Annotated in this window: 11 protein-coding genes; 7 read left to right on the forward strand and 4 right to left on the reverse strand. The window is 69.1% G+C overall.

The features are described from left to right. Positions 1–85: 85 nt before the first annotated feature. Positions 86–868, forward strand: a complete 783-nt coding sequence (locus G412_RS34665) for a glycosyltransferase (RefSeq protein WP_037648982.1) — start codon at positions 86–88, stop codon at positions 866–868. A gap of 38 nt (positions 869–906) precedes the next feature. Here G412_RS34665 and G412_RS0115445 read toward each other — a convergent pair whose 3' ends face one another. Beyond that, positions 907–1344, reverse strand: coding sequence for an ATP-binding protein (locus G412_RS0115445; RefSeq protein WP_244283012.1), 438 nt, complete (start codon positions 1342–1344; stop codon positions 907–909). Positions 1345–1594: 250 nt separating this feature from the next. On the opposite strand from G412_RS0115445, the gene G412_RS0115455 reads away from it, so the two are divergent. Further along, positions 1595–2107, forward strand: a complete 513-nt coding sequence (locus tag G412_RS0115455; protein ID WP_028812867.1) for a MarR family winged helix-turn-helix transcriptional regulator — start codon at positions 1595–1597, stop codon at positions 2105–2107. A 187-nt stretch (positions 2108–2294) separates the two neighbouring features. Then, entirely contained in the window at positions 2295–3479 is a 1185-nt protein-coding gene (locus tag G412_RS0115460; protein WP_028812868.1) for a PP2C family protein-serine/threonine phosphatase, read from the forward strand. A 69-nt stretch (positions 3480–3548) separates the two neighbouring features. On the opposite strand, the gene G412_RS0115465 is transcribed toward G412_RS0115460, so the two are convergent. Then, entirely contained in the window at positions 3549–4025 is a 477-nt protein-coding gene (locus G412_RS0115465) for a MarR family winged helix-turn-helix transcriptional regulator (protein ID WP_078607011.1), read from the reverse strand. Positions 4026–4458: 433 nt separating this feature from the next. Here G412_RS0115465 and G412_RS0115470 point away from each other — a divergent pair, with 433 nt between their 5' ends. Together G412_RS0115470 and G412_RS0115475 are read left to right on the forward strand one after the other, a co-directional pair. Continuing rightward, entirely contained in the window at positions 4459–5631 is a 1173-nt protein-coding gene (locus tag G412_RS0115470; protein WP_028812870.1) for a PP2C family protein-serine/threonine phosphatase, read from the forward strand. Between the two features lie 118 nt (positions 5632–5749). Further along, the gene (locus tag G412_RS0115475; RefSeq protein ID WP_028812871.1) at positions 5750–6889 is read left to right on the forward strand and encodes a winged helix DNA-binding domain-containing protein; all 1140 of its coding nucleotides are present in this window, start codon (positions 5750–5752) and stop codon (positions 6887–6889) included. 46 nt (positions 6890–6935) lie between these two features. Here the strand turns inward: G412_RS0115475 and G412_RS0115480 are convergent, their stop codons facing one another. Continuing rightward, on the reverse strand, positions 6936–7754 hold the full coding sequence (locus tag G412_RS0115480) for a LuxR C-terminal-related transcriptional regulator (protein ID WP_028812872.1): 819 nt from the start codon (positions 7752–7754) through the stop codon (positions 6936–6938). A 152-nt stretch (positions 7755–7906) separates the two neighbouring features. Here G412_RS0115480 and G412_RS0115485 point away from each other — a divergent pair, with 152 nt between their 5' ends. Both G412_RS0115485 and G412_RS0115490 read left to right on the forward strand, forming a co-directional pair. Further along, a complete protein-coding gene (locus tag G412_RS0115485) occupies positions 7907–9622 on the forward strand; it encodes an AMP-binding protein (protein ID WP_028812873.1) in 1716 nt (571 codons plus the stop codon). After that, a complete protein-coding gene (locus G412_RS0115490) occupies positions 9619–11235 on the forward strand; it encodes an AMP-binding protein (protein ID WP_028812874.1) in 1617 nt (538 codons plus the stop codon). Before G412_RS0115485 ends, G412_RS0115490 begins: the two co-directional genes overlap by 4 nt. Before the next feature lie 11 nt (positions 11236–11246). Here G412_RS0115490 and G412_RS0115495 read toward each other — a convergent pair whose 3' ends face one another. After that, entirely contained in the window at positions 11247–11993 is a 747-nt protein-coding gene (locus G412_RS0115495) for a hypothetical protein (RefSeq protein ID WP_028812875.1), read from the reverse strand. Between the last annotated feature and the right edge of the window lie 109 nt (positions 11994–12102).

Consider the following 12102-nt stretch of genomic DNA (forward strand, 5'->3'; position numbering starts at 1 on the left):
CGCTTCCACGATGATCCCCCAAGGCTTGGTCCTCCCACATGTGCCTACCACGTCGCCGCTCGCTGCGCGGCCATATCATTCGATCATGCAGGTAGATGTGGTGACGGCGGTGCATGACCCCTACGCCGTATTCCTGCCCTTCGCCTGGCAGTCTCTGCGACAGCAAAGTCACTCCGCGTGGACCTGGCTGGTGCAGATCGACGGCCCGCCCCAGGCGGTCATCGACGTCTTGCGCGCATGCGGCGCCGCTGACGACGAGCGCGTGCTCATCTCCGCGCACGGCACTACAGAGGGCCCGGCCATCACGCGGAACGTTGCCCTCGGCAGGGCGACAGCACCCCTCGTGCAGAACGTCGACGCGGACGACGAACTCGAGCCCGGCGCGCTCTCCCTCCTGGTTGGTGCGCTCACCGGTCATCCGAGCGCCGGCTTCGCGGTGGGCCATGCCCGAGACCTCCTGCCGGACGGGTACCTGCAAGACCATGCCCTGCCCGTACCCGCCGGTGTGCTGCGCCGCGGCGTACTGCTCGACCGATGGACCGCCGACGCGCCCCGCCACCGACTCCCCGTACACCCCGCGGGGGTGATGTGGCGGCGCTCTCTCCTGCTCGCCCTCGGCGGCTGGTCCGCACTTCACGGCATGGAAGACACCGGACTCCTCATGGCTGCATCCGCGGCGACAGACGGCGTCCTGATCGACGCGCCGACGTTGCGCTATCGAAGACACGGCGCGCAGGGTTCCCAGCAAGCCTCAAAGTTCCGGGGGGGGGGCCAGCAGATTGATTTCGTCCGGGAGCGCGCCGCGATACTGCGTACGCTCCCCGCATGGACCGGGGAGTCAGCGGCCCCTTCCCGGCAGCCGGGTTAGGGGTTGGTCGTACCCGCAGCCCTTCACCGTCCCTCGCACTACCAAGGGAGGAAAACGTGCACAGTCTTGCCGTCACCCTCCGGAACGGTGATGACCTGGTCGGCGAGCGTGTTGATGAGATGCCAACCCACCCCTCCGCGGCCGGCGAGGGAGACGGCTCTGGGCCGAGGCGCTGTGGGGTTGGTATCGGTCAGGCCGACGTGCAGAGTTCCCCCCGTCATCGCGCGCAGGTTGAGGGTGAAGGGGCCGGGGGCAAAAGAAAACGCATTTGAAGCCAGCTCGGTGACAACGAGCAACGCGTCATCGTGCGCATCCGGAGTCGCGGGCGGATGTGTGCGGGCAATTCTGTAGAGGAATTCCGAGGCCCGGTCGCGGGCCTCGGATACGTCGCTCAACACTCCCCGGAAGTGCCAAACCCGTTCGACGCTAAGAGCGGTCAACGGGCTGGCTTCCAAGTGATCTCGGTCAGCAGCCACTTCTTGCTCCTTGTTCCACTCGAAGCTGAAGTCTTAACGGCTGCCCGCACTTTCGGCACTTATGCCCCCGTCTCACGACTGCCCGCCATAGCGCCCGTAATGGTATTAGGCCTGCTCCAATTGGCCGGGACGACCGGCAGGCTCACCGCGCTGACGCTCGGCGCGCGTCCCGGCGCAAGCGCGGACCTGACCGGTGAGGCGTCGAGTCTCGGCGGCTGACAAGCTCGCCTTGTAGTGAGAGAGTGTTCAGATGCCGCCCCGAAGCCTTCCTTCCCACAGCCATGAGCAGGTGGCACATGCTGCGGTCAGCGTGTCGGAACTGCTGCAGGTGCTGTGGGGCCGCGGCCAGGAAGCCGCTCCCTCCGGGCCGCTTTCACCTTCGCAGTTCCGGGCACTGACAGTGATCAAGGAGCAGCAGAAGGTTAACCAGCGGACCCTTGGTGAGGCTCTCGGGTCGCGACCGTCGGCCGTGAGCCGTCTGTGCGACCGCTTGGAGGCCGCCGGCCTCGTCGAGCGGATTCCCAGCACCACCAGTCGCCGCGAAGTCGATCTGCGCCTGAGCCGTCGCGGGTCTGCCGTACTCGACGAGTTCCGTACGTTTCGAGCGCGTGAGGTCGAAGCGGTGCTGCAGACGATGTCACCGGCTCATTTGGCGACGCTGGCCGAGGGGCTGGAGCTGTTCCAAGCGGCTGCTGCTGCGCACATCGGCTCGCCGCAAGGAGGGGCGAGCGCAGGCGACGGCCCCTTTGTGGCCACGGCGTAGGCCGCCAGCCTTCGGTTATCGCCCCGCACCGCACGCCCCTCCTTTGCGCGGCGCCCTTCCAGCCTGTGAGGACCGTATGGGTGACTGGCGGACGGCACGCGGTGGGGGACCATGAAAGGGGCGCAGGGGCGTCTCCTGTCGCTCCGGGCCGCCCGGAAACCGGGTGCGGGTGGAGAAGGAAGAGATCATGAGTGCCAACGGAACTGGCTGGCTCGGTGCCGCGGAGAGCGCGTTGCGGTCGGCGCCACCGAATGCGTTGCTGTCGACGGCCCGGAACTTGCTCGCTGCCCACGTGCAGGCCCGCAGCGTGACGCTGCTGCTGGCGGACTATGGTCTGACCGTGCTGCAGCCGGTGACGCGGCTGCCTTACACGGGCCGAGCTGTAGCCGTACACGACGGTGATCCGGCGGGTCGCGCCTTTTCCGCGGAGGCCGCCGTCATGGAGGTCGCCGAGGAAGCCGGCATGGTGACGCTGCACCTTCCCATCACGGTCCGCGGCGACCGCATCGGCGTCCTCTCCGTATATCTCCCGGAACCCGCCCAAGGAGCTCCAGCCGTTTTGGAACTAGCGGCCTTCGCCACGGCGATCGGGCACGAACTCCTGGTCGCCGAGCGGCATACGGACCTCTACCTGCAAGCTCGCCGCCGTCAGCGGCTGACGCTGGCGGCGGAAATGCAGTGGCAACTCCTGCCGGGACGTGGGTTCGCCCGGCCCGAATACACCCTCGGTGCTCACTTGGAGCCGGCCTATGCCATCGGTGGGGACAATTTCGACTGGAGCACCAGCGACGACCACTTGACCATCACGGTGACCGATGGCAACGGGCACGGCATCGAAGCGGCTCTCCTGACGAACCTCACGGTCAGCGCCCTGCGCAACGCACGTCGCGCAGGCATCTCTCTTGCCGACCAGGCGTGCCTGGCCGACCAGGCCATCTATGGCGAGTACGGGGGCAGGCGCTACTCGCCGACACTCCTGTTGCGCTTCAACCTGGAGACCGGGCAAGCCGGCGCAGTGGACGCCGGGTCCCCACAGATCTTCCGCCTGCGGCATGACTCGGTGGAACGGGTGGAGCTCGAGGCTCAGATGCCGCTGGGCATGTTCGAGGAGACCGAATATCGCGAGCAGCCGCTGAGCGTCGCACCGGGCGACCGCTTGGTCATTGTCAGTAGTGGCGTGCATGGGGCCCAGTCGCGCGGAGGCAGCCTCTTCGGTGAAGCCGCCCTGCGCGAGACGATTGCCGCGACTCAGCACTCCACGACGCATGAAACAGCGCGTGCGGTCGTCAACGCGTTGGTGCAGTACCACGGCGGCAGCGACCTGCCCAGCGATGCCGCGGTGGTCTGCATGGACTGGCGGGGCAGACGGTGACCGGTGCCCGCGTCTGCTCTGGCGTCGTGTGAGGCCAGAGGTCGAGGTCCAGAAGTCGAGGTCCAGAAGTCAGGCTTGTTCGCCGCTGTTGAAGTCGCTTGCCCGCGCGGCCTCCGAGAAGGCCTCCAACCCCGCCAGGAACTCGCGTCGCGAGGCGGCCGGCATACGGGTCAGAACGTCGCCGAACAGCTCGGAACGCCGGGCGAACAAGGCGTCGACTATCTCGTTTCCCCGCAGCGTCAGCACCAGCCCGATCTCCCGCCGGCTGGTGGGCACCGGTTGGCGACGCAGAAGCCCTGCGGCTTCCAGCCGGTCGCACAGTCTGCTGACGGCGGGCGGTGCGGCACCGACCTCTACGGCCAAACCGGTGAGATTGATGCTCGGATTACGACGCGTGATGAGCAAGGCTTCCAGCTGCAGGGCCGACAGCCGGGGAGAGACGGTCTGCGATGCCCGCGCCCAGAGGGACACCAGCGTTTCCACAGCCTCGGTCGTTCCTTCGGTCAAATCATGCAGGGAATCGCCCAGTGGTCCATCGCGGTCCATACGGCCGTCACTCCCCATGCGCAGATGTGCACCCCTCGCGAGCTACGGCTTTCATGCCACGTGCCTGTCGGGACTCGGACTCGTACACGCTCTTCTGCCCGCTCTGTCAAAAGTATCCCTTGTGCAAGGTCCCGGCCGCCCGCGTCCGCCGGCCCAGCCGTGGCCGTGGTCCGGTGTTCTGCTGAGACGCTCGCCCTTCGACCACGGCTGACGGGTAGAATCAACAGTTGCCGCATAGCAATATTCGCGGCGCTGTGAAGTAACTGCTCGGCTTAAGCGGCCCGCGCTTCGCTGAGCACCATGGACGAGGTCGGGTCGGCGAAGGACGTACACCGCCAGGAGCGTTCTTCCGGGGGCTGTGGGCGACTCGATGGCCTGCCCCGCCCATCAGTCACTCAGCACCACTCGACCCACTGATGAAGAAGGCCTCACCGTGACGAATTTCCTGGCTGTGGAACGCGCCGTGCGGACGGCCGCACCGCATAACCTGCTGAACACGGTACGAGCCGCACTGGTCGAGCAGTACGAGGCCATCGACGTCGATCTGCTCATGGCCGATTACAGCCTCACCGTTCTCCAACCCGTTACCGAGCTGCCCCACACCTCCCAGCCCTTGCCCGTCCACGCCAGCCCTGAAGGCCGCGCGTTCGGCAGCCAGGAGCCGTACGGGCGGCTCGCGAGCGTTGGGGGCGCCGTGGACCTGCACCTGCCGGTGACGGTTCGCGGCGACAGACTCGGCATCCTTTCCGTGCGGGTCCCGGAAGAGAGATGCACGCCTGAGAGCGTGCAGGAGCTCACCGAACTCGCAGAACTGCTCGGACACGAGATCATCGTTGCCGAACGGGACACCGATCTCTACCTTCAGGCCCGCCGGGCCAGCCGCCTCACCCTGGCTGCCGAAATGCAGTGGCAGCTCCTGCCGGGGCGGGCCTGCACCCGCCGGGAATACGCCATCGGCGCGCAGCTGGAGCCGGCGTACGCCATTCACGGCGACAACTTCGACTGGGCCACGACGTCAGAGACGCTCACCCTCAGTGTTACCAACGGCATGGGCGAAGGAATCCAGGCGTCCCTTCTCACCAACCTTGCCGTCAACGCACTGCGCAATGCCCGCAGGGCCGGCATCGGCATCGCCGATCAGGCAGCCCTCGCCGACCAGGCCCTGTACGCGCAGCACCAGGGCGACGAGTACGTCTCGACGCTCCTGCTGTCCTTCGAACTGGCCACGGGCCACACAAAGGTCGTGGACGCCGGCTCACCTCAGCTCTGGCGGCAACGCGACAAGACGGTGGAACGTGTGAGCTTCGAAGCGCAACTTCCCCTCGGGATGTTCGAGGAGACCGAATATGTGGCGCAGGAGTTCGAAACCCTGCCGGGTGACCGATTGGTCTTCGTCAGCGACGGCGTCTATGCCGCCGCCACCGAGGTAGGAGAGGCTTACGGCGAGCGGAAACTGGCACGCGCCATCCAGTCCGCGAGTCTTCTGCCGGCAGCCGCCGTGCCACGCGCGATCCTGCAGGAGCTTTCCGCGTACCTCGACGCCGATGCTGACGACGACGCGTTGGTCGTGTGCCTCGACTGGTTCGGTCGCAATTCCCGTTCCTGAGCACCGCTCCTCGAACAGCTCCTCGGACACATCCAAGGCAAAAACGCCTCCTCCACAGCCCGTCGCCGGGCTGTGTTCCGGCATGGACCTGTCCGCGAGGGTGGGTAACGTGCGGAGCATGGCCTCGCGGAAGACGGATCCGGGACCGGCGGCACCGGCCGTGCTGAGCACCCGCGCCCTCAATCGCGCCACTCTTGCGCGCCAGCTCCTCCTCCGGCGTGCCGCGATGTCCGCCAAGGACGCCGTCGCGCACCTGGTCGGCCTCCAGGCGCAGAACACCAAGCCGCCGTACTACCAGCTCGCCGCCCGCCTCGACGGCTTCGACCCGGAGGAGCTGTCGGGGCTGATGGCCTCGCGCGAGGTGGGACGCATCGTCACCCTGCGCTCCACCCTCCACACGCACACCGAGGACGACTGCCTCACGCTGCGCCCGCTCGTGCAGGCCGCGCGCGAGCGGGAGGTCAGACTGTTCCGCAAGGGACTGACGGGCGTGGACCTGGAACGGCTCGCGGCGATGACTCGCGAGCTCGTAGAAGAGCGGCCCAGGACGCCGAAGGAGATCCGGGAGGCGCTGCTGAAGGAGTGGCCCGACGCGGAACCGCTCGCCGTCGGGGTCGCGGCGCGCTGCCTGCTGCCGCTGGTGCAGGTGACACCGCGAGGGCTGTGGGGGCAGAGCGGGCAGGTGGCCCTGACGACCGCCGAGCGGTGGTTCGGACGGGAGTCCGCGCCGGTTCCGGCGCCCGACGCGACCGTACTGCGCTACCTCGCGGCCTTCGGCCCGGCCTCGGTCAAGGACATGCAGACGTGGTGCGGGCTGACGCGGCTGCGCGACGCCTTCGAGCGGCTCCGGCCGCAGCTCGTCACCTTCCAGGACGCGAACGGCGTCGAGCTCTTCGACCTGCCGGACGCGCCCCGGCCCGACGAGGGCACTCCGGCGCCGCCGAGGTTCCTTCCGGAGTACGACAACCTGCTGCTCTCGCACGCGGATCGCACGCGGGTCGTACCGGCGGAGTACAAGAACCGGACCTGGACGGGCAGTCAGAGTCACTCCACCTTCCTGGTGGACGGGTTCCTCGCGGGCGTCTGGCGGCTGGACGAGACGAAGGGCGGTGACGCCGCGACCCTGACGATCGAGCCCTTCGGCGCGCTTACCCGCGCGCAGCGGGCGGCGCTGGCGGAGGAAGGCGAGCGCATGCTCACCACCATGACGTCGGCGGGCGCACGCGACGTGCGCTTCGGTGGTGCGTGTACGGCGTAGGGCTGGCCGGGGCGCCAGGTGTGTTTTGCGGCGCGTACGCAACCCCTCACGGCAGCATGCCCGCGCCGCGGGCCGCGACCACCGCCTCCAGGCGGGTGTGCGCGCCCAGCTTCCGCATCGCGGAGCGCAAGTAACCTTTCACCGTCTCGGGGCGCAGGCCCAGCCGTTCCCCCGCCGCCGCGTTTGTCGCGCCCGCCGCCACGCAGGCCAGTACGTCGACCTCGCGCGGCGTCAGGGGGACGGGTGGCTGCCGTCGCGGCGCCCGGCCGTCGCCCGCCGCAGCCGCCAGCCGGCCGCAGACGGCGACGAGTTCCTCGCGCAGCGCCGGGTCCACGACGCGCGGCGCCAGCGCGCGCAGTTCGCTGTGCGCGGCCCTGACGAGTTCCCACGCGCCGGGTCCCGCCACCGGCTCGCGCGCCGCCGCCAGCAGCCGTTGTACGTCGTCCTGTACGACCAGAGACTGCTCCACGTCGCGCGCCGCCGCCATCGCGGCGTTCAGCGCGCGGTCGCCGAGCGGCATCGCCTCGCGCAGGGCGGCGTACAGTACGCCGCGCACTTTCCGGTGTACGACGACCGGCACCGCCAGCACCGCGCGCAGGCCCTCGGCGGCGACCGCCACGTCGTACTCGTGGCTGATGTGCCGCGACGCGTGGTAGTCGGTGACCGCGCAGGGGCGCGACAGCGCCATGGACTTTCCGCCGAGTCCACTGCCCGCCGTGACGACGAGGCCGTGCAGTGCGTGCGTTGCGGCACCGCTCAGCTCGGCGATACGCAGCCGGCGGCCGTGGCCGTCGGTGGGCAACAGGCCCCCGAAGGCAACCGGCAGCCCGGAGGCACGGCGCATCCGCGACAGAGCCGCTTGCATCTCCGCCACCCCGGCGACATCCCCCACGCGTGCTTCCCTTCACCCCCGTACGGGGGTAGTGAGACCCATGCCACTGATTACACGATGTCAGAGAGCGGACCGGCAATGGTCCGGCAACCGTCCGGGCAAGAGTCGGGCAAGGAGGAGGACGCATGACGGCACGAGGCGACGCGACGGAGCAATTCCGGTCGGGCCGGGACTTTCTGCTCCAGCACCGGGAGGACTACAGGGCGGCGTACGAAGGCTTCGTCTGGCCGCGCCCCGAGCGGTTCAACTGGGCGCTCGACTGGTTCGACCGGATCGCCGAGGGCAACGGCAGGACCGCTCTGCACATCGTGGAGGAAGACGGCCGGCGCACGGAGATCTCCTTCGAGGCGCTGTCTGCCCGCTCCGGGCAGACCGCCAACTGGCTGCGCGCGCAGGGGGTCGCGGCCGGGGACAGGATCCTCGTCATGCTCGGCAATCAGGTGGAGCTCTGGGAGACCGCACTCGCCGCGATGAAGCTGCGCGCCGTGGTCATTCCGGCGACACCGCTGCTCGGGCCCGCCGACCTGCGCGACCGGATCGAGCGCGGCAGGGCCCGGCATGTGATCGTGCGGGACGAGGACGCGGCGAAATTCGACGACGTACCCGGGGATTACACGTGCATCGTCGTCGGAGGCGAGGCGGATGAGGCGAGCGAGGCGGGGGAGGCCGGCCGTCGTGACGGCTGGCTGTCGTACGCCGATGCCCGCTACAGCCCCGCGGCCTTCGAGCCGGACGGTGTTACGCACGCCACCGACCCGCTGATGCTCTACTTCACCTCAGGTACGACCGCCCGGCCCAAGCTCGTCGAGCACACCCATGTGTCGTACCCGATCGGCCATTTGGCCACGATGTACTGGATCGGACTCAAGCCCGGCGACGTCCATCTCAACATCTCCTCGCCCGGCTGGGCCAAGCACGCCTGGTCGAATCTCTTCGCCCCGTGGAACGCCGAGGCGACCGTCTTCATCTACAACTACACCCGCTTCGACCCGGTCAGGCTGATGGCCGAGATGGACCGCGCGGGAGTCACGAGCTTCTGCGCCCCGCCCACCGTCTGGCGCATGCTGATCCAGGCGGACCTCGGCCAGTTGCGCACGCCGCCGCGCGAGGCCCTCGCGGCGGGGGAGCCGCTCAACCCCGAGGTCATCGAGACCGTGCGGCGCGAGTGGGGCGTGACGATCAGGGACGGCTTCGGGCAGACGGAGACGGCCGTCCAGGTCGCCAACACTCCGGGGCAGCGGCTCCTCGCCGGTTCCATGGGGCGGCCCAGTCCCGGCTTCGTCATCGAGCTGCTCGACCCGGTCACGGGGGAGGCGGGGGTGAGCGAGGGCGAGATCTGCCTCGATCTCTCCGCGGACCCGGTCGGGCTGATGACCGGCTACCACGGCGATCCGGAGCGTACGGCGGAGGCCATGGCGGGCGGCTACTACCGCACCGGCGACATCGGTTCGCGGGACGCCGATGGATACATTACGTACATCGGGCGCAGTGACGACGTGTTCAAGGCCTCCGACTACAAGATCTCGCCCTTCGAGCTGGAGAGCGCGCTGCTGGAGCACGAGGCGGTGGCGGAGGCCGCGGTCGTGCCCGCGCCCGACCCGCTGCGGCTGGCCGTGCCCAAGGCGTACGTCGTACTCGCCGAGGGGTGGGAGCCGGGGCCCGACACGGCCAAGGTGCTCTTCGCCCACTCGCGGTCGGTGCTCGCGGCGTACCAGCGGATCAGGCGCATCGAATTCGCCGAGCTGCCGAAGACGGTGTCCGGCAAGATCCGCCGGATCGAGCTGCGTGAGCGTACGGCGAAGGGCTCGGCGGCGGAGTACCACGAGGGGGACCTGCGATGAACGCGGACAGCTCGAACTCCTATACGCATGGGACCGGCACCGCGCCGCTCCTCGGCGACACGATCGGCCAGAACCTCGACCGGGCGATCGCGGCGTACCCGGAACGGGAGGCGCTGGTCGATGTGGCGGCGGGCACCCGGTGGACGTACGCCGAATTCGGTGGCGCCGTCGACCAGTTGGCACGCGGCCTGCTCGGGACGGGGGTCGCCAAGGGCGACCGGGTCGGGATCTGGGCGGTGAACTGCGCTCAATGGGTGCTCGTGCAGTACGCCACGGCCCGGATCGGCGCGATCATGGTGAACATCAACCCGGCGTACCGGGCGCACGAGCTGGCGTACGTGCTCGAACAGGCCGGGGTCTCGGTCCTCTTCGCCTCGCAGTCCCACAAGACGAGCGACTACCGCGCCCTGGTCGACCAGGTGCGGCCCGACTGCCCCGGTCTGCGGGCGGTGCACTACATCGACGACGGTTCGTGGGATGTGCTGCTCGACGCGGCGCGACAGGTGACCGACGGCCAACTGGCCGAGCGTGCTGCCGGGTTGTCCTGCGACGACCCGGTGAACATCCAGTACACCTCGGGCACGACCGGTTTCCCGAAGGGCGCCACCCTCTCGCACCACAACATCCTCAACAACGGCTACTTCGTGGGCGAGATGGCCGGCTACACCGAGCAGGACCGGATCTGCCTGCCCGTTCCCTTCTACCACTGCTTCGGCATGGTGATGGGAAACCTCGCGGCCACCTCCCACGGCGCGTGCATCGTCGTCCCGGCCCCGTCCTTCGACCCGGCGGCGACCCTGCGAGCCGTGCAGGAGGAGCGCTGCACCTCGCTCTACGGCGTTCCGACGATGTTCATCGCGGAGCTGGGCCTCGCTGACTTCTCCTCGTACGACCTGCCCTCCCTGCGCACCGGCATCATGGCCGGCTCGCCCTGCCCCGTGGAGGTGATGAAGCGGGTCGTCACCGAGATGCACATGGCCGAGGTGTCCATCTGCTACGGCATGACGGAGACCTCGCCGGTCTCCACCCAGACCCGCCGCGAGGACGACCTGGAGCGCCGTACGGGCACGGTCGGCCGGGTCATGCCGCACGTCGAGATCAAGGTCGTCGACCCGGTGACGGGCGTGACGCTGCCGCGCGGCGAGGCGGGTGAGCTGTGCACCCGCGGCTACAGCGTGATGCTCGGCTACTGGAACGAGCCGGAGAAGACGGCGGAGGTCATCGACGCGGGCCGCTGGATGCACACGGGCGACCTGGCGGTGATCCGCGAGGACGGTTACGTCCAGATCGTCGGCCGCATCAAGGACATGATCATCAGGGGTGGTGAGAACGTCTATCCGCGCGAGATCGAGGAGTTCCTCTACAGCCACCCCAAGATCACCGACGTCCAGGTGGTCGGCGTCCCCGACGACCGTTACGGCGAGGAGATCCTGGCCTGCGTCATCCCGCGCGACCGGGACGACCCGCCGACGCTGGACGAGCTCACGTCGTACTGCCGCGACCGACTGGCCCACTACAAGATCCCGCGCCGCCTGCAGATCATGGACTCCTTCCCGATGACGGTCAGCGGGAAGGTCAGGAAGATCGAACTGCGGGAGCGGTATCAGGGGTAGGGGCGGGTCGCTCAGGCGCCGGTGGTGATCAGCTCGTCCGCCGGGCGGTTGGCCGGTTGCGGCGTCCCCGTGAGATCCATGACGAACAGCGGCACGTCGAGGGCGTCGGCGCGGGCCCGCGCGTCGTCGTCGTACCCGGCGAGGGAGAAGAACACGCTCACCGCCGACGCGCTGAGCCCGTGGAGCCACAGGCACTCGACGTCGCGCAGGCCGGCGGGGTGGGTCGTCGGGTCGACCTGGGCGACCAGGCCCGGTGCGCGCAGGTCGATGCCGGAGGCCGGCCGTTCGGGGGACTGCATGATGTCGCGGAATCCGAGCCACTTGAGGTAGAGCGCCGCCGCGGTCACCGCGTCCCGCCCGGTCCTGATCGTCATCGGGCGGAACGCCGGGCGCGGGGGAGTGGCGGTCCGCGGCAGCGGGATGTGGGACGGACGGCCGGCGGCAGGGGCCGTCCCAGGTCCGGCGGCAGGGGTGGCCGGGGGCGGTGCGGTGCGCGGCACCGGACGTACCGGTATGCGCAGCACGACACCGCAGGCGCACCCCAGCTCGGGCTGCGGCCACTGGTCCTGGCGCCCGCACGAGCCGCACCGGACCGTCACCCAGGCGTCGGTCCAGGTGCGGTGCGTGATCCGTTCGGGGGCGGCGCCCCGTAACAGCGGCGGGGCCAGCGGCTCTCCGCACGCGCAAGGGAAGACCGGTGGCGTGAAGCTGTGCTGCCGACGGCATGCCGGGCAGCGCACCGGCACGTTCTGTCCCATGACCGTCCCCCTCGGACCGTCGTCCTGTCCATGTGCGTGTGCCCATCGTCCACCAAGAGCGACGACTTGGGGAGGGCCTTCAACCAATGCCCGCTCTTGACGCGCGCCC

Origin of the sequence: Streptomyces flavidovirens DSM 40150 (assembly GCF_000429085.1) — a bacterium.
Classification (GTDB): domain Bacteria; phylum Actinomycetota; class Actinomycetes; order Streptomycetales; family Streptomycetaceae; genus Streptomyces; species Streptomyces flavidovirens.